This window comes from Mycobacterium sp. 236(2023), assembly GCF_029623955.1.
Taxonomy (GTDB): Bacteria; Actinomycetota; Actinomycetes; order Mycobacteriales; family Mycobacteriaceae; genus Mycobacterium.
The window spans coordinates 289,530-306,421 of sequence record NZ_JARSBP010000005.1; the positions used below are offsets into that span (position 1 = coordinate 289,530).

A 16,892-nucleotide genomic window follows, 5' to 3' on the forward strand; every position below is an offset into this window, starting at 1 on the left:
TTTCACCGTCTCTTCACCGACGATGCGTTGTGCGCGTGTCGCTCGCGTGTCGCGGCCCCGGCGCCGAACCGATGCCAAAAATCTTTGGCCACTGCCGTCCCAGCAATCACACGAAAGCCTGTGCACCGGCCTGTGCACAACCTGAGGTCAACTCCGTGTAGTTCTGCCGGACACTCCCCAGCCACGCGACCATCCCCAGTCGCTCCGCAGCCGCCCCACAGCCATCCACAATCTGCTCACAGCCCCATCGGACCCCTGGCCTGCGACGAACCGCCGTCATCCCCAATCTGCACAGTGCCTATTACTAATACTCATTTATCTCTATCAATTTCTTCTAGAAGAAGCCCCCTGGGGAGAGGTGTAACTCACGGGTCTGACAAGCCGTAACTCCCCTGCATGTCAGCCCGATCGTTTAGCTTTCAAGTTGGGGCCGAAAGCTCTACGGTGGTTCAGCGACAGCCGTTCCGGTCGTCGCGGCGCCTACGAGCGACGCGCCGTGCCATTCGGGGGGAAATCGCTGGTTAGTGCTGTGACTGGATGTGCATCGAAGGGACGTTATGAACGTGGCGACTACGGCTGGTCTGTCGGATCTGAAGTTCCGGCTGACTCGCGAAGACTTCGCCGACGCAGTTGCGTGGGTGGCACGCAATCTTCCGTCCCGGCCGACAGTCCCCGTCCTGGCAGGCGTGCTGCTGACCGGGTCCGATGAAGGTCTGACGGTCTCGGGGTTCGATTACGAAGTCTCGGCCGAAGTGCAGATCCCTGCCGAAATCGCTTCTCCTGGGAGCGCTTTGGTTTCCGGACGGCTGCTGTCCGACATCGTCCGCGCACTGCCGGCCAAACCGGTCGAGGTCAGTGTCGAAGGCACTCGTGTTTCGTTGACCTGCGGAAGCGCCCGCTTCTCCCTGCCGACGATGGCCGTCGAGGATTATCCGACGCTGCCGACGCTGCCCGACGAGACGGGCGTGGTGTCGTCGGATCTGTTCGCCGAAGCCATCGGCCAGGTGGCTGTCGCCGCCGGCCGCGATGACACCCTCCCCATGCTCACCGGCATCCGTGTCGAGATCTCGGGTGAGAAGGTCGTTTTGGCCGCCACCGACCGTTTCCGTCTGGCAGTTCGCGAGTTGACCTGGTCGACGGGCGCCGCCGGCGTGGAAGCCGCTGTCCTGGTCCCGGCCAAGACTCTGGCCGAAGCCGCGAAGGCCGGCACCGACGGGACCGAAGTGCACCTGTCTCTGGGGCAGGGCCCGAGCGTCGGCAAAGAAGGACTTCTCGGTATCCGCAGCAAGGGCAAGCGCAGCACCACCCGGTTGCTCGACGCCGAGTTCCCGAAGTTCCGCCAACTGCTGCCGACCGAGCACACCGCGATGGCGACGGTGGGTGTCGCGGAGTTGAGTGAGGCGATCAAGCGTGTCGCGCTCGTCGCCGACCGTGGAGCACAGGTCCGGATGGAATTCGCCGACGACGTGCTCCGGCTCTCCGCCGGTGCGGACGACGTCGGGCGTGCCGAGGAAGATCTGCCTGTTCAGTTCTCCGGTGATCCGTTGACCATCGCCTTCAACCCGACCTACCTCACCGACGGATTGGGGTCGCTGCACGCCGAGCGCGTCACATTCGGCTTCACGACCCCAAGTCGCCCAGCGGTTTTGCGTCCGGCAGGTGAGGATGATGGAAGCGCCGGGGCAAGCGGACCTTTCCCGGCCGCTCAAACCGATTACGTCTATCTGTTGATGCCGGTGCGCCTGCCTGGCTGACCGGTCGAATCGACAGGAAAAGGGGCGCTCACATGCAGCTGGGTCTGATCGGCCTCGGCAAAATGGGTTTCAACATGCGCGAACGTCTGCGCCAGGGCGGTCACGAGGTCGTCGGATACGACCCGCGGCCCGAGGTGTCGGATGTCGCGTCGCTCGAGGACTTGGCCGCGAATCTGTCATCTCCGCGAGTGGTGTGGGTCATGGTGCCGTCGGGAACTGTCACCGACAGCACGATCGCGGCACTCGCAGATGTCCTCGGTGAGGGTGATCTTGTCATCGACGGCGGAAACTCCCGCTACACCGAAGATGGACCACACGCGGAACTTCTTGCTGCCAAGGGCATTTCATATATCGACGCAGGTGTCTCGGGTGGTATCTGGGGATTGACCGAAGGTTACGGGCTGATGGTCGGCGGCAGCGACGCCGATGTCGCACGGGCCATGCCGATCTTTGACACACTGCGCCCACCGGGCGCCATCGAGGACGGATTCGTCCACGTCGGTCCCGTCGGCGCGGGACACTTCGCGAAGATGGTGCACAACGGCATCGAATACGCCTTGATGACCGCCTACGCCGAGGGCTACGAATTGTTGGCCGCCGAAGATCTGGTGAAGGATCCGCAGGCGGTTTACCAAGCCTGGACCAACGGCACAGTGGTGCGATCGTGGCTGCAGCAGTTGCTGGCCAAGGCGCTCAAAGAAGATCCGCAACTCGCCGAAATCAGCGGCTACACAGAGGATTCCGGCGAGGGCCGCTGGACGGTCGAAGAAGCGATCCGTCTGAGAGTTCCGGTCCCGAGCATTGCGGCCGCGCTGTTCGCGCGCTTCCTGTCCCGGCAGGACGACTCGCCGACGATGAAGGCCGTCGCCGCGCTGCGCAACCAGTTCGGTGGCCATGCCGTCAAGCGTGTGAGCGAGTCGGGCTGACCGAGGGCTTATCCGTTGTATGTACGACACCTCACGCTGACTGATTTTCGGTCCTGGTCCCGGGCCGAGCTCGAGCTCGCCCCGGGGCGGACGGTGTTCGTGGGTTCGAACGGCTTCGGAAAGACGAATCTCGTTGAAGCGCTGTGGTATTCGTCGACCTTGGGGTCACATCGGGTGTCGTCGGATGCGCCGCTGATCAGGGCAGGTGCCGACCGCGCGGTGGTGTCCACCATCGTTGTCAACGAGGGTCGTGAACTGGCCGTCGACCTGGACATTACCGCGGGCCGCGCAAATAAAGCACGGTTGAATCGCTCCCCTGTCCGTTCCGCTCGAGAGATTCTCGGTGTTCTGCGCGCGGTGCTGTTCGCACCGGAGGACCTGGCGCTGGTGCGCGGCGACCCCAGTGAGCGCCGGCGCTATCTCGACGAGTTGGCGACCACGCGGCGACCACGGATCGCCGGCGTGCGCGCCGACTACGACAAAGTGGTCCGGCAGCGGACGGCTCTTCTGAAGACGGCCTCAGGCGCCAGGTTCCGCGGCGATCGTGGGGCGTTGGAGACGCTGGATGTCTGGGACGGTCACCTGGCCAGTCATGGTGCCGAATTGATCGCTGCCCGTGTGGAACTCGTCAATGAGCTGGCGCCAGAGGTGGAGAAGGCCTATCAACTGCTGGCTCCAGCGTCACGTCCGGCGTCGATCCGGTATCGCAGCGGGGTCGAGGTGGTCGAGTCGGAAGCCGCGGCGGGTAACTGTGATGTGGAGGTGTTCGAGGCTGCGTTGCTCGACGCCCTGAGCCGCCGGCGTGACGCCGAACTCGAGCGCGGGGTGTGTCTTGTCGGACCCCACAGGGATGATCTGGAGTTGAAGCTCGGCGATCAGCCTGCGAAAGGCTTTGCCAGTCACGGAGAATCGTGGTCGATGGCCTTGGCTCTGAGATTGTCGGCGTACGAACTTCTGCGAGCGGAAGGAAGTGACCCGGTGTTGTTGCTCGATGATGTGTTCGCCGAGCTGGACACCGCACGCCGTCAGGCGCTGGCGCAGGTCGCCGCGTCCGCCGAGCAGGTACTCGTGACAGCCGCTGTGCACGAGGACATTCCGGTGGACTGGGATGCGACGCTGATCGAGATCTCGATGCAGGACAGTGACTCGGGTCGGGTGTCGGTGGTTCGGTCATGACCGACGACGACGACACCGCCTTCACGCCGCCGGCTCATTTGGAGGGTCTCAAGGGAATGGACCTCGTGCGGCGCACGCTCGAGGAGGCCCGCGGTGCAGCCCGGCAGCAGGGTAAGAATGTCGGTCGCGGCAGGCACGCCCCCGCGGCTCGCCGGGTGGCGGGTGCCGGACGCCGGCGCTGGTCGGGGCCGGGACCGGACAGCAGGGACCCGCAACTGTTCGGTTCGTTGACCAGGGACCTGGCGCGTACGCAGGGCTGGTCGGTCCGTGTCGCCGAGGGCGCAGTGTTCGGACGGTGGCGGGCTGTCGTCGGAGAACAAATCGCCGAGCACGCCGAGCCGACCGCACTCCACGACGGTGTCCTCACTGTCTCTGCCGAATCGACGGCCTGGGCGACGCAGTTGCGCATGGTGCAGGCCCAGATTCTGGCCAAAATCGCTGCCGCGGTCGGCGACGGTGTGGTGACCTCGTTGAAGATCGTCGGCCCGGTCGGACCGTCGTGGCGCAAAGGTCCCCGTAGCGTGCCTGGTCGGGGCCCTCGGGACACTTACGGTTAGACGTCGTCAGCGCCTCGGAAGGCCCTGTCTGAGAGCCGCCAGAAGCGAACAAGCTCCTTTCCTCGCCGTCAAGACCTTGCTTCATTCGAGAAATTCAGCGCACGGCGCGATTAGGTATCGGAAAACGCCCCCGCAGAATCAGTGCTGACGGTGCTTGAAGGTAGACTATGACGGTGATCCGCAAGGGCCGGTCGATCCCTTAGTCGGCGACACCCTGCTAAACCCCAAGGAGACGCGTCCAACGTGGCTGCCCAGAAGAAGAATGCTCCGGCTGAATACGGTGCCGATTCGATCAAGGTCCTCGAGGGTCTGGAAGCGGTTCGTAAACGTCCGGGCATGTACATCGGTTCCACCGGTGAACGCGGCTTGCACCATCTCATCTGGGAAGTCGTCGACAACGCCGTAGATGAAGCGATGGCAGGGTTCGCGACCAGCGTCGATGTCCGCATTCTCGAGGACGGTGGCGTCCAGGTCACCGACGACGGCCGTGGCATCCCGGTCGCGATGCACGCGACAGGCATCCCCACCATCGACGTCGTCATGACTGTTCTGCACGCGGGCGGAAAATTCGAAGAAGGCGCCTACCAGGTGTCCGGCGGTCTGCACGGCGTGGGCGTCTCGGTGGTCAATGCGCTGTCGACGCGCCTCGAGGCCGATATCCGTAAAGACGGATACGAGTGGTTTCAGACCTACGACAAATCGGTCCCCGGAACTTTGCGGCAGGGAGAGAAGACGTCCAAGAGCGGTTCCACGATCCGCTTCTGGGCGGACCCCGACATCTTCGAGACGACGGTCTACGACTTCGAGACCATCGCGCGGCGCTTGCAGGAGATGGCCTTCCTGAACAAGGGCCTCACCATCGAGTTGACCGACGAGCGGGTCACGGCTGCCGAGGTCGTCGACGATGTGGTCAGCGACCATGCGGAAGCGCCGAAGACGGCGGAGGAGAAGGCCGCCGAGGCCGCCGCCCCGCACAAAGTCAAGCATCGGGTGTTCCACTACCCGGGCGGGCTTGTCGACTTCGTCAAGCACATCAACCGCACCAAGAGCGCGATCCAGCCCAGCGTCATCGACTTCGACGGCAAGGGCGAGGGCCACGAGGTCGAGATCGCGATGCAGTGGAATGCCGGCTACTCGGAGTCGGTGCACACGTTCGCCAACACGATCAACACCCACGAGGGTGGCACCCACGAAGAGGGGTTCCGCGCCGCGTTGACGACCGTAGTCAACAAGTACGCCAAGGACAAGAAGCTCCTCAAGGAAAAGGATGCGAACCTCACCGGCGACGACATCCGTGAGGGATTGGCGGCCGTCATCTCGGTGAAGGTGTCGCAGCCGCAGTTCGAAGGTCAGACTAAGACCAAGCTCGGCAACACCGAGGTCAAGTCCTTCGTCCAGAAGATCTGCAACGAGCAGCTGACGCACTGGTTCGAGTCGAACCCGGCCGAAGCGAAGACCGTCATCAACAAAGCGGTGTCGTCCGCGCAGGCCCGCATCGCGGCGCGCAAGGCGCGAGAGTTGGTGCGCCGCAAGAGCGCGACCGATATCGGTGGTCTGCCCGGCAAGTTGGCTGATTGCCGGTCCACGGATCCGCAGAAGTGCGAACTGTATGTGGTGGAGGGTGATTCGGCCGGTGGTTCGGCCAAGAGCGGCCGGGATTCGATGTTCCAGGCGATCCTTCCGTTGCGCGGCAAGATCATCAACGTCGAGAAGGCGCGCATCGACCGGGTGCTGAAGAACACCGAAGTGCAGGCGATCATCACCGCGCTGGGCACCGGTATCCACGATGAGTTCGACCTCGCCAAGCTGCGCTATCACAAGATCGTGTTGATGGCCGACGCTGATGTCGACGGGCAGCACATCTCGACGTTGCTGCTGACCCTGTTGTTCCGGTTCATGAAGCCGCTTGTGGAGAACGGTCATATCTTCTTGGCGCAGCCGCCGCTGTACAAGTTGAAGTGGCAGCGCACGGAACCGGAGTTTGCGTATTCCGACCGCGAACGTGACGGCCTGCTGGAGGCCGGCCGTGCGGCGGGTAAGCGGATCAATCCGGAAGATGGCATCCAGCGGTACAAGGGTCTGGGTGAGATGGATGCCAAGGAGTTGTGGGAGACCACGATGGATCCATCGGTGCGTGTGCTGCGTCAGGTCACTCTCGACGACGCGGCAGCCGCTGATGAACTGTTCTCGATTCTCATGGGCGAAGACGTGGAAGCACGACGGAGTTTCATCACGCGTAATGCCAAAGACGTTCGCTTCTTAGATGTTTGATCATCGACGTATGCCTCAAGATAGCTAGGACATATTGAATGACTGATACCACCCTGCCCCCGACCGGGGAATCCGGCGACCGTATCGAACCGGTCGACATCCAGCAGGAGATGCAGCGCAGCTACATCGATTACGCGATGAGCGTCATCGTCGGCCGTGCGCTCCCCGAGGTCCGGGACGGCCTCAAGCCCGTGCACCGCCGCGTGCTGTACGCGATGTTCGACTCCGGCTTCCGGCCGGACCGCGGACACGCGAAATCCGCACGCTCCGTTGCCGAAACGATGGGTAACTATCACCCGCACGGCGACTCGTCGATCTATGACACCCTCGTCCGCATGGCGCAGCCGTGGTCGCTGCGCTATCCCCTCGTCGACGGTCAGGGCAACTTTGGCTCGCCGGGCAACGATCCCCCGGCGGCGATGAGGTACACCGAGGCGCGGCTCACTCCCCTGGCGATGGAGATGCTGCGTGAAATCGACGAGGAGACAGTCGATTTCATCCCGAACTACGACGGCCGGGTGCAGGAGCCCACGGTTCTGCCCAGCCGCTTCCCGAACCTACTCGCCAATGGTTCGGGCGGCATCGCCGTCGGCATGGCCACCAACATGCCGCCGCACAATCTGCGCGAGCTCGCGGAGGCTGTCTACTGGTGCCTCGACAATCACGAAGCCGACGAAGAGGCAACGCTCACCGCGGTGTGTGAGCGCGTCAAGGGCCCGGACTTCCCGACGCACGGTTTGATTGTTGGCTCCCAAGGGATTTCGGACACCTACACCACCGGTCGTGGGTCGATCCGGATGCGTGGCGTGGTCGAGATCGAAGAAGATTCGCGCGGACGGACATCGCTCGTCATCACCGAGCTGCCGTACCAGGTCAACCACGACAACTTCATCACCTCGATCGCCGAGCAGGTGCGCGACGGCCGCCTCACCGGCATCTCGAACATCGAGGACCAATCCAGTGACCGCGTGGGTCTGCGGATCGTCGTCGAGATCAAGCGCGACGCCGTGGCGAAGGTCGTGCTGAACAACCTCTACAAGCACACCCAGCTGCAGACGAGCTTCGGCGCCAACATGCTGTCGATCGTCGACGGCGTGCCGCGCACGCTGCGCCTCGACCAGCTGATCCGCCTGTATGTGAACCACCAACTCGAGGTCATCGTCCGCCGGACCACCTACCGGCTGCGCAAGGCCAACGAGCGGGCCCACATCCTGCGCGGCTTGGTCAAGGCGCTCGACGCCCTCGACGAGGTCATCGCGTTGATCCGCGCATCGGCGACTGTCGAGGTCGCGCGGAGCGGGCTGATCGAGCTGCTCGACATCGACGAGATCCAGGCCCAGGCCATCCTCGACATGCAGTTGCGTCGCCTGGCCGCTCTGGAACGGCAGCGCATTGTTGACGACCTGGCCAAGATCGAGGCGGAGATCGCCGACCTCGAGGACATTCTGGCCAAGCCGGAGCGTCAGCGCGCCATCGTGCACGACGAGCTCAAGGAGCTAGTAGACAAGTACGGCGACGACCGCCGCACCCGGATCGTGCCGGCGGACGGCGACGTCGCCGATGAGGACCTCATCGCGCGCGAAGAGGTCGTCGTCACGATCACCGAGACGGGCTACGCGAAGCGCACCAAATCCGACCTGTACCGCAGCCAGAAGCGCGGCGGCAAGGGTGTGCAGGGTGCGGGTCTCAAGCAGGACGACATCGTCAACCACTTCTTCGTCTGCTCGACCCACGACTGGATCCTGTTCTTCACCACACAGGGCCGGGTCTACCGGGCGAAGGCGTACGACCTGCCGGAGGCGTCCCGCACGGCCCGCGGTCAGCACGTCGCCAACCTGCTGGCGTTCCAGCCCGAAGAGCGGATCGCCCAGGTCATCCAGATCAAGGGCTACGAGGACGCGCCGTATCTGGTGCTCGCCACCCGCAATGGCCTCGTTAAGAAGTCGCGTCTCGTCGACTTCGACTCGAACCGGTCAGGCGGCATCGTCGCGGTCAACCTGCGCGACGGCGACGAATTGGTCGGCGCGGTGCTGTGTTCCGCTGAAGAGGACCTACTGCTGGTCTCGGCGAACGGGCAGTCGATCCGGTTCTCCGCGACCGACGAGGCGCTGCGCCCGATGGGTCGCGCCACGTCCGGCGTGCAGGGCATGCGGTTCAACGCCGACGACGCGCTGCTGTCGCTGAATGTGGTTCGGGAGGAGACGTTCCTCCTGGTGGCAACGTCCGGCGGATACGCCAAGCGCACAGCCATCGAGGAGTACCCGGTGCAGGGTCGCGGCGGCAAGGGGGTGCTGACGATCCAGTTCGACAAGCGGCGTGGCACGCTGGTCGGAGCGCTGATCGTCGACGACGACACCGAGTTGTACGCCATCACCTCAGGCGGTGGTGTCATCCGGACGGCGGCGCGACAGGTCCGCAAGGCGGGACGCCAGACCAAGGGCGTTCGGTTGATGAACCTGGGCGAGGGCGACACACTTATCGCGGTCGCACGCAACGCTGAAGTCGGCGACAGCACGGACGAGGTCAACACCGACGTCGACGGGGCTGTAGAAGAGGCCGAGGAATCGAGTGAGGAGTCGTAGGTGAGCTCACCGAACGAGCCGGGATCCGGCCCGGCCAACGGGTCGGGTGCGGGGTCTGCGGGTCCCGGTCCCGACGGCGGCTCACGACCGGCACACGCGTCCGACCAGGGTGACCTGCCCCCGTGGCAACGCGGTCCGGCGGCCCGGGCGGCCAGGCAGCAGCAACCGACGCAGGAAGCTCCCCGCCAAGACGGTCCGCGTCCCGCAGGTGCGGGACTGGACGCCAGGCTGAACCGCTTCATGGCCGGCGGGTCGGCATCCGCTCCGGAGACGGAGCAGGGTCCGCCACGGAAGGATCGGAAGGATCCGGCTCCGCAACCGCCGCCGCCACCACGTAACGACCGCACGGACGTTGTGCGCACGGAAGGCAACCGTCCCGAGCCCGCGGGCAGACCTGACCAGGGTGGCAAGTACGCCAGCGAGCTCCCTGACCTGTCAGGGCCCCGCCCGCCGCAGCCGCAGCGCAAACCGGTGGAACGTCCGCAGGCCGAGCAGTCGGCGAAACCGCCTGCCAAGGGAACCCCTGCGGCGGGCAATCGCGCGGTGCAGGTGGCCACCCGGCAGCAGCACAAGGGCCCGGTGCGGGCCAGCATGCAGATCCGCCGCGTGGACCCCTGGAGCACGCTGAAGGTGTCGCTGCTGCTGTCGGTCGTGATGTTCTTCGTGTGGATGATCGCCGTCGCGTTCCTCTATCTGGTGCTCGGCGGAATGGGTGTGTGGAGCAAGCTGAACAGCAACGTCGGCGACCTACTGACCAGCGCCAGCGGCAGCTCCGGCGGCGAGTTGGTGTCCAGCGGCACCATCTTCGGCGGCGCCGCGCTGATCGGCCTCGTGAACATCGTTCTGATGACCGCGGCGGCGACGATCGGCGCCTTCATCTACAACCTGACCACCGACCTGGTGGGCGGTGTGGAGGTCACCCTGGCCGACCGGGACTGACCTCCTGCCTTCCGGTTTGGGAGACGGGATATCCGTGCGGTAATCTCGTCGCTCGGCCCGTGAGGTTGAACGGGGCTATAGCTCAGGCGGTTAGAGCGCTTCGCTGATAACGAAGAGGTCGGAGGTTCGAGTCCTCCTAGCCCCACGGAAAGGTACGTAGCGATGAAGCTGGTGCTTCTGCTCGCCGCAGGTGTCGCGGCGGTCGTCTCGGTAGTCGTGTGGCGAACCCAGCACGGTGCCGAGGTCTGGCACACAGTCTCCGATACGCCTTCCTGACGAGGGGCCTTAGCTCAGTTGGTAGAGCGCTGCCTTTGCAAGGCAGATGTCAGGAGTTCGAATCTCCTAGGCTCCACAACCAAACAAGCAGGTCGGACACTATGCGGTCTGGCCTGTTCTGCTGTCAGGCCGCGCTAGTGCCCACATCCTGCCCACAATCACGAGTTAGAAGCGCGTTCAGCGCGACGCCGACGGCCTCGACGTCGTGCACCGATGCCACTTGGCCACCTCCGATCTGCGTGTGTACGAACACGGATGATTCTACGAGCCGAGTATGATATCGAGGTGGGCATCTTCTTTGCCACCGTGTGGGCGAGTTGTAGTCGCTTATAGGCTCGGGCCCATCATTAGGCGCTCTTCAAGCAACTCGTCTATCGCGCGGCTCGACGGGTTGCCTCCCTGCTCGCGAATTGACGCGCGGACCACGAAGAGCAGCCGTAACTCTCTGTCGACAGTCTCCGCGTCACGCACATATCGAACGTAGGTGACGTGGAAACTGCCGCTTCGCAGGTGTTTACCACGAGTCGCCGCGAGCGCGTCAGGCCCGTCGTCGTCCAGGGGGATGGCGCGGTATCTCAACAACTTGCGCGGTTTCGCCGAGCCCTATCAATACATCTCGCACCTCGGACCTGCGCCAGGCGAGGACCAACTCCAGCAGCGCCTCGGGATCGGTGGGCGCAGCGGCAACTAGGGCAGCAGCCAGCTCGTTCCTGCGTACGCCGGCACCGGCCTCATTCGCAATGTCGACGAGCTGGTCTAGGCGCCGATCGGCAGGAAAAGGCCAGCTCACGCCCGCCTGCTTGGTAGCAGTTCGCGCAGCCTTTGCGTGCGCATTGAGCTGCACACCCTGCTGATCGGTCATGGCACCTCGCTCGGCGCGTCCTAACTAGTCGCTTTATATTTAGGTCATAGGATGCAACTACGTATTTACAACATACTTAGGACATAGTATGCGGGAATCGACCCAGCTATTCGAGCCGATCGTCGACATCCGCGACGTGCTTGAAACCTTTTTGGCCGACGCGATCGAGGTCAGCGGCTGGCAGGCGACACTCGCGGCGGCCTCCGCTCAACTTATGAAGTTGGGTCACGAGTGGTCTGATGACGCACTACTTGAACTCGGCCGCGAGACCGAAAAACTCGCTGCCGAGCAGTCACTGAACGGGTCGTCCCTTGCCCGTGCAGCTGCATACAACGCCGCGCGAGTGTTAGACGAGGTGCGCATAGCCGGAGTGCCTCGTCCCGACGACGACTACTGGGCGTTCTAGAGGAACTTCATCGTTCGGACGGCCGAGAGGCTCATAACTTGGCTCGCACCCGCCGTTCGAAGCGCACGAGCGGTCTCCTCTGCAGTTGCTCCGGTACCGTGCACGTCGTCGACGATCAAAACCCGCTGCCCGTAAACATCCTCTGCACAAGCAAATTGGCCGCCGAGCGCTCCGGCGCGAGCAGCGGGTTCGAGACTCTTGGCGGGTGTACGGAACTCTTGGTGCGACCCGCAGCGTACGAGCGGAATTCCCCGCCGTATGGAGACTCCGGCTGCTACCCGTGCGCCGAAGCTGACCACTTTCGCATCGTGACCGGGGGCTGCTGCGATCGCGTCGACGCTTCGCAGGACTGGATGCTGACCGATGAAGCCGGCCAGCTCGTCGACGACCGCCCACCCGACTTTCTTTAGCTTCTCGGCGTCTGATGCGCCCTTGTACCAGTACTTGCCGCGGTGAACGAGATCGGCGAGTTCGGTGTGGGGGCCAATCCGCCCATCAACGATCTTGTTGTACCAATCCAGTGCGAGTGCGAAATCGAGAGAGTCCCCACTCGGAACTGTAACTGCCCCGTGCAGTAGTTCTAAGAGCCCGAGAATGTCTGCCGTCGGGGCACGGCCAGCGCCCTCGAAGCGATGCAAGTCGATGAAGGATTCCACTTGCGTATAGGTCGGATCGCAAAGGAGCACTTGCGCGGCTGCGCCGTCGGGCCCGCGGAAGGAGAGCGTGTGTCCCCCCGCCGCCGTGGCTCGGTGGTGGAGGTCGGTGACGTAGCGTCCGCCACGATTCGTTGGTCCCTGTTGGGACAGATCTCTGATGACCATCTTCAGCCCGCTGGGACGAGTAGTAGTCCTATATCGTCGCTCCTAGTCCCGGCAGCCCCCGAACAATAGGACTAGCGACACGCCGAGCCAGTATTGATTCGAACACATGTTCGAACTATTATGGCGATATGGGTCGCGGTGGCGAGGAGTGAGCGATGTGCACCGACGCGCACGGTCGACTGCAGTTTGCAATAGCTGCAGTTCGTTTCGGCGGCGGACAAAGAACCATCGCCACTAGGGTTCGTACCGAAGGGATTCCTGCATTCGAAAGACTTCTGAATGCGCTACACCCCGACGATTTGCGGCAAGTTGAAGAGCAGGCACAAGCTCTTGTCGAAGATGGTGTCGACGCTGTTCTTCTCGGTCAGGACCGCTACCCAGAGCTACTGGGCTTATCCAGGCAGGCACCGGCTGTCCTATTCATAAAGGGACCTGCTCAATTGCTAGCGCGGCGCGCAATAGGAATGTGCGGCTCACGTCAGGCGAGTTCCGAAGGTTTGCGTGCCGCGCACGCGTGCGCCGACGCCGTCGCTCGCCGCGGTTACAGCGTCGTCTCGGGTTACGCGAAAGGCGTTGACCTGGTTGCGCACTCAGCGGCACTTGCGAGCGGCGGCGAGACCGTCATCGTGCTTCCTGAAGGCATCAATAACTTTCGCGTCCGGCGCGGTGAGTTCGCTCAGTTGTGGGATTCCGAGCGCGCCCTCGTTGTCTCGCAATTTGCCCCAGACCAGAAGTGGTTTGCCTCCGGTGCGATGTCGCGAAACACGGTTATCTCTGGCTTGAGCCACGCCCTCGTCGTAGTCGAAGCGGGTGACAAAGGCGGGACGCTCGCTGCCGGCGAGTATGCCTTGCAGCGTGGTCAGGTCGTGCTGACCCTTGAGCTATTCGGTGCACCTCCAGGAAATAAGCTGCTGATGGCCAATGGAGCGAAGGTTATCCGGAGCCGCCAGCACCTCGAAGAAGCGCTCGACTATTTGGATGCCGACGGGTCCAAACAGCTGACCTTGATGTGAGTGGGCTGATTCGTGAGATCCGTCCGCGCCGGGGCCGACCACATGCTGCCCACAACTTGCCCACAGTTACACCTGTCTTTGGTGAGCACCCGTTATGGAGCAGTGCAGGAAACGGGCTATAGATCGGTACGACCAGCACCAGGTTTCGCCTTTGCAAGGCAGATGTCAGGAGTTCGAATCTCTAGGCTCCACAAAGCACTTCCCTTTCGAATGCAGATTCAGCACAGCCCCGTTCGGGTAGCCGTCCCCCAGCGCCGCGACGACGCGGCCTCGACGCAGGGAGGGCACACGATGGCCGAGAACGCCGATCTGGAGAAGGACGCGAAAGAGGCGTTGTTGAAGGCCATTCGCGCCGCGACACCCAGCGCAAGCACCGAAGGACTACGAGACCTGGCCGAGGCCTACGCGCTCACCGTCGGCGCCGACGCCGACTAACTCTCAGCATTCAACGACGTTCAGCGCCAGTCCCCCGCGCGACGTCTCCTTGTACTTGTCCGCCATGTCCGCGCCGGTGTCGCGCATCGTCTTGATCGCAGTGTCCAGGCTGACGTGATGGGTGCCGTCGCCGAACAGCGCCATCCGCGCCGCGGCGATCGCCTTCACCGAGGCAATCGCGTTGCGTTCGATGCACGGGATCTGCACGAGCCCACCCACCGGGTCACACGTCAGCCCGAGGTTGTGCTCGATCCCGATCTCGGCGGCGTTCTCGACCTGGGCCGGCGACCCGCCCAACACGGCCGCCAACGCCCCCGCTGCCATCGAACAGGCCGAACCAACCTCCCCCTGGCACCCCACCTCGGCGCCTGAGATCGATGCGTTCGCCTTGAACAACTGGCCGATCGCCGCCGCGGTCAGAAGAAACTCGACGACACCGTCGTCGTCGGCTGCCGGAATGAAGCGCCAAAAGTAGTGCAGCACAGCGGGAATGATGCCGGCGGCCCCGTTCGTCGGCGCCGTCACGACCCGCCCGCCGGCCGCGTTCTCCTCGTTGACCGCCAGCGCGTAGACCGTCACCCAGTCCATTGCGTACAGCGGATCCGTCGGGTTCGACTCGAGCGCCTTGGCCTGTAACCGGGCCCGGCGCCGCACATGCAGACTGCCCGGTAATGTCCCGTCGGCAGCTAATCCGCGGTCCACGCAGTCGCGCATTGCCGCCCAGATGCGGAGCAGGCCCTCGCGAAGCCGCGGACCGTTTCCGAGCGCTTCCTCGTTGCGGGCGACGAGATCGGCGATGCTGCAACCGTTCTGGACGGCCAGCGCGACGAGCTCGGTGCCCGTGCGAAACGGGTACGGCAGCTCGATGTCCTCGGCGGGTGTGGCGGCCTCATCTTCGTCGACGACGAAGCCGCCGCCCACCGAGTAGTACACCCGGCGGGCCAGCTCTCCTCCATCGGCGTCGAGAGCGCTGAAGACCATGCCGTTGCTGTGAAAGTCCATGGCCTGCAACGAAAGAACGATGTCAGTCGCCATGTCGAAGTCGATGAGCCGCTCGCCGCCCAGCCGCAGCTGCCGTCGCTCGGACACCTCGGCGATGCGCGCGTGGGCGGCGTCGGGGTCGACCGTCTCGGGGTCGGCGCCTTCGAGACCGAGCACGACCGCCCCGGGCGTTCCGTGGCCCGCTCCGGTGGCACCGAGCGATCCGTAGAGCTCAACCTTCAGACTTGCCACATCGGCCAGAGCCAGACTCTCGACGAACCGCAGCGCCGCCCGCATCGGGCCCACGGTGTGTGAGCTCGATGGACCGATGCCGATCGAGAAGAGGTCGAACACCGAGACGGCCATGACGGAACGTAACCGGCTACGGTTTCGGGGCGACCTCGACGCTGGGTGGCAGCGGCGACGGTTCGGGCTGGGTGGAACGGCGCAGGATCGAGAACGTCACCGCTCCCCCGGCCACCACGGCGATGCCGACGCCGACGAATAGCAATCGGCGTCCGCGATGACGGGACTTGCGGGCATCCTCGAAAGCCTGCGGCAGGTTCGCGACGACCTGCTGGGCGGCGGAGATCTCCGCGGCGATGGTGTCCTGAGCCGACGCGAGCTCGGCCTTGAGTTCTCGGGCGATCTTGCTGCGGCGGTACCGATCTCCGACCCAGGAGGCCGACGAGCGCACCGACTCGACTCCGAGGCCCAGCGCTCCCCTGCCGACGTCGACGGGGCCGACGGTCGAGTATTTCAGGCCGCGGGCGAAGCGCTGGCCGGGTGTCAGGCGTACGCGGGTCTTGGAGCTCATATCCCACCTCTTTCTTCAGTAAAGGATGTCGCTCCCCCAGCCTGCCACCCCGGCGAAGGTACGGTGCCCGGTTGGCGGTCAGACCGGTCGTGGCACACTCGGTCCCGTGACGAGTCCTATTCAGACCGCGACCGCGACCCTGCACACCAACCGTGGCGACATCAAGATCGCCTTGTTCGGAAACCACGCACCGAAGACCGTGTCCAACTTCGTCGGGCTGGCTCAGGGCACCAAGGAGTACAGCACCGAGAACGCCTCCGGCGGCTCGTCGGGCCCGTTCTACGACGGAGTCATCTTCCACCGCGTCATCGAAGGGTTCATGATCCAGGGCGGTGACCCGACGGGCACCGGCCGTGGCGACGCCGGCTACAAGTTTGCCGACGAATTCCACCCCGAGCTGCAGTTCGACAAGCCCTACCTGCTGGCAATGGCCAATGCAGGGCCGGGGACGAACGGCTCGCAGTTCTTCATCACCGTGACCCAGACTCCGCACCTGAACCGGCGCCACACGATCTTCGGCGAGGTCGTCGATCCGGAGTCGCAGAAGGTCGTCGACGCGATCGCCACCACAGCGACCGACCGCAGCGACCGTCCCACCGATCCGGTGGTCGTCGAGTCGATCACGATCTCCTAGTAGTCGCCTCCTGAGCCGGCGCCGGGCGCATACCCGGCGTCGGTCAGTGCGTCCAGGACGTGTAGCGGCTCTCCACCGAGATCCCACCGGCTCAACACGATGAGCCGGTCATCTGTCGTGTCGATCTCCAAAAGGCGGACTTTGCGTCCGATGCGGCGGAACTCGGTAATGCGGATGCGCTTGATATCCGCCTTTGTGAGCTGCCTCACTTGCCACCAGCCGCGGTAGCGCAGACCGTCTTGAGTGATTGCCAGTTTCGGCCGGGCCCGCCACGACATGAGGGCAAACACCAGCAAACCACCGGCAGCTGTGCCCACCAGAATTTGCCCGGGAACGTCTGTGACCAGCGTCACAGCACCTACAGCCAAGAGAATTCCCGCGATTCCGGCCACGGTGATGGCGGCGGTCTTAGGTTGCCATTCTGTTTGCTGCACTGGTTACC

At 64.0% G+C, this 16,892-nt stretch carries 16 protein-coding genes and 2 tRNA genes; 13 read left to right on the forward strand and 5 right to left on the reverse strand.

Translation table 11 applies throughout. The features are described 5' to 3' along the window. The first annotated feature begins 557 nt into the window (after nt 1–557). The 9 genes from dnaN to P9A17_RS22240 all read left to right on the forward strand — a co-directional run bounded on the left by dnaN (nt 558) and on the right by P9A17_RS22240 (nt 10,557). The gene (dnaN, locus tag P9A17_RS22200) at nt 558–1,754 is read left to right on the forward strand and encodes a DNA polymerase III subunit beta (RefSeq protein ID WP_278040896.1); all 1,197 of its coding nucleotides are present in this window, start codon (nt 558–560) and stop codon (nt 1,752–1,754) included. A 32-nt stretch (nt 1,755–1,786) separates the two neighbouring features. Beyond that, nucleotides 1,787–2,680, forward strand: a complete 894-nt coding sequence (gene gnd / locus P9A17_RS22205; RefSeq protein WP_278040897.1) for a phosphogluconate dehydrogenase (NAD(+)-dependent, decarboxylating) — start codon at nt 1,787–1,789, stop codon at nt 2,678–2,680. A 15-nt stretch (nt 2,681–2,695) separates the two neighbouring features. Further along, nucleotides 2,696–3,856 (forward strand): DNA replication/repair protein RecF, encoded by a 1,161-nt coding sequence (gene recF, locus P9A17_RS22210; RefSeq protein ID WP_278040898.1) that lies wholly within the window; start codon nt 2,696–2,698, stop codon nt 3,854–3,856. Further along, nucleotides 3,853–4,413, forward strand: coding sequence for a DUF721 family protein (locus P9A17_RS22215; protein ID WP_278040899.1), 561 nt, complete (start codon nt 3,853–3,855; stop codon nt 4,411–4,413). The genes recF and P9A17_RS22215 overlap by 4 nt, the downstream gene beginning before the upstream one ends. 243 nt (nt 4,414–4,656) lie before the next feature. Then, a complete protein-coding gene (gene gyrB / locus P9A17_RS22220; protein WP_278040900.1) occupies nt 4,657–6,684 on the forward strand; it encodes a DNA topoisomerase (ATP-hydrolyzing) subunit B in 2,028 nt (675 codons plus the stop codon). Nucleotides 6,685–6,722: 38 nt separating this feature from the next. Then, nucleotides 6,723–9,266 (forward strand): DNA gyrase subunit A, encoded by a 2,544-nt coding sequence (gene gyrA, locus P9A17_RS22225; RefSeq protein ID WP_278040901.1) that lies wholly within the window; start codon nt 6,723–6,725, stop codon nt 9,264–9,266. Further along, complete coding sequence (locus tag P9A17_RS22230) at nt 9,267–10,205, forward strand: DUF3566 domain-containing protein (protein WP_278040902.1); 939 nt, start codon at nt 9,267–9,269, stop codon at nt 10,203–10,205. Between the two features lie 71 nt (nt 10,206–10,276). Continuing rightward, nucleotides 10,277–10,350 (forward strand) — tRNA-Ile (locus tag P9A17_RS22235). 134 nt (nt 10,351–10,484) lie between these two features. Continuing rightward, a tRNA-Ala gene (locus tag P9A17_RS22240) sits at nt 10,485–10,557 on the forward strand. A 462-nt stretch (nt 10,558–11,019) separates the two neighbouring features. Here the strand turns inward: P9A17_RS22240 and P9A17_RS22245 are convergent. Continuing rightward, entirely contained in the window at nt 11,020–11,343 is a 324-nt protein-coding gene (locus tag P9A17_RS22245) for a hypothetical protein (protein WP_278040903.1), read from the reverse strand. An 88-nt stretch (nt 11,344–11,431) separates the two neighbouring features. On the opposite strand from P9A17_RS22245, the gene P9A17_RS22250 reads away from it, so the two are divergent. Further along, on the forward strand, nt 11,432–11,749 hold the full coding sequence (locus P9A17_RS22250) for a hypothetical protein (RefSeq protein ID WP_278040904.1): 318 nt from the start codon (nt 11,432–11,434) through the stop codon (nt 11,747–11,749). On the opposite strand, the gene P9A17_RS22255 is transcribed toward P9A17_RS22250, so the two are convergent. Then, nucleotides 11,746–12,405 carry a phosphoribosyltransferase family protein gene (locus tag P9A17_RS22255; RefSeq protein ID WP_278040905.1) on the reverse strand — a complete coding sequence of 220 codons (660 nt, stop codon included), beginning with the start codon at nt 12,403–12,405 and terminating at the stop codon, nt 11,746–11,748. The two genes, P9A17_RS22250 and P9A17_RS22255, sit on opposite strands and share 4 nt — an antisense overlap. Before the next feature lie 320 nt (nt 12,406–12,725). On the opposite strand from P9A17_RS22255, the gene P9A17_RS22260 reads away from it, so the two are divergent. Together P9A17_RS22260 and P9A17_RS22265 are read left to right on the forward strand one after the other, a co-directional pair. Continuing rightward, nucleotides 12,726–13,583 carry a DNA-processing protein DprA gene (locus P9A17_RS22260; protein ID WP_278040906.1) on the forward strand — a complete coding sequence of 286 codons (858 nt, stop codon included), beginning with the start codon at nt 12,726–12,728 and terminating at the stop codon, nt 13,581–13,583. A 210-nt stretch (nt 13,584–13,793) separates the two neighbouring features. Further along, nucleotides 13,794–14,018: a hypothetical protein gene (locus P9A17_RS22265; protein WP_278040907.1), complete on the forward strand. Its 225-nt coding sequence runs from the start codon at nt 13,794–13,796 to the stop codon at nt 14,016–14,018. A 3-nt stretch (nt 14,019–14,021) separates the two neighbouring features. On the opposite strand, the gene P9A17_RS22270 is transcribed toward P9A17_RS22265, so the two are convergent. After that, a complete protein-coding gene (locus P9A17_RS22270) occupies nt 14,022–15,365 on the reverse strand; it encodes an L-serine ammonia-lyase (protein ID WP_278040908.1) in 1,344 nt (447 codons plus the stop codon). Between the two features lie 16 nt (nt 15,366–15,381). Next, entirely contained in the window at nt 15,382–15,816 is a 435-nt protein-coding gene (cwsA, locus tag P9A17_RS22275; protein WP_278040909.1) for a cell wall synthesis protein CwsA, read from the reverse strand. A 106-nt stretch (nt 15,817–15,922) separates the two neighbouring features. Here cwsA and P9A17_RS22280 point away from each other — a divergent pair, with 106 nt between their 5' ends. Then, complete coding sequence (locus tag P9A17_RS22280; protein ID WP_278040910.1) at nt 15,923–16,450, forward strand: peptidylprolyl isomerase; 528 nt, start codon at nt 15,923–15,925, stop codon at nt 16,448–16,450. Here P9A17_RS22280 and P9A17_RS22285 read toward each other — a convergent pair. Continuing rightward, nucleotides 16,447–16,884: a PH domain-containing protein gene (locus tag P9A17_RS22285; protein ID WP_278040911.1), complete on the reverse strand. Its 438-nt coding sequence runs from the start codon at nt 16,882–16,884 to the stop codon at nt 16,447–16,449. The two genes, P9A17_RS22280 and P9A17_RS22285, sit on opposite strands and share 4 nt — an antisense overlap. Nucleotides 16,885–16,892 lie beyond the last annotated feature (8 nt).

Bases quoted from the DNA above. Each gene is read 5' to 3' on its own strand.
- P9A17_RS22245 (WP_278040903.1), bottom strand. From the start codon at position 11,343: ATGACCGATCAGCAGGGTGTGCAGCTCAATGCGCACGCAAAGGCTGCG.
- P9A17_RS22215 (WP_278040899.1), top strand. From the start codon at position 3,853: ATGACCGACGACGACGACACCGCCTTCACGCCGCCGGCTCATTTGGAG.
- gyrA (WP_278040901.1), top strand. From the start codon at position 6,723: ATGACTGATACCACCCTGCCCCCGACCGGGGAATCCGGCGACCGTATC.
- P9A17_RS22265 (WP_278040907.1), top strand. From the start codon at position 13,794: ATGCAGATTCAGCACAGCCCCGTTCGGGTAGCCGTCCCCCAGCGCCGC.
- P9A17_RS22250 (WP_278040904.1), top strand. From the start codon at position 11,432: ATGCGGGAATCGACCCAGCTATTCGAGCCGATCGTCGACATCCGCGAC.
- P9A17_RS22260 (WP_278040906.1), top strand. From the start codon at position 12,726: ATGTGCACCGACGCGCACGGTCGACTGCAGTTTGCAATAGCTGCAGTT.
- dnaN (WP_278040896.1), top strand. From the start codon at position 558: ATGAACGTGGCGACTACGGCTGGTCTGTCGGATCTGAAGTTCCGGCTG.
- cwsA (WP_278040909.1), bottom strand. From the start codon at position 15,816: ATGAGCTCCAAGACCCGCGTACGCCTGACACCCGGCCAGCGCTTCGCC.
- P9A17_RS22270 (WP_278040908.1), bottom strand. From the start codon at position 15,365: ATGGCCGTCTCGGTGTTCGACCTCTTCTCGATCGGCATCGGTCCATCG.
- gnd (WP_278040897.1), top strand. From the start codon at position 1,787: ATGCAGCTGGGTCTGATCGGCCTCGGCAAAATGGGTTTCAACATGCGC.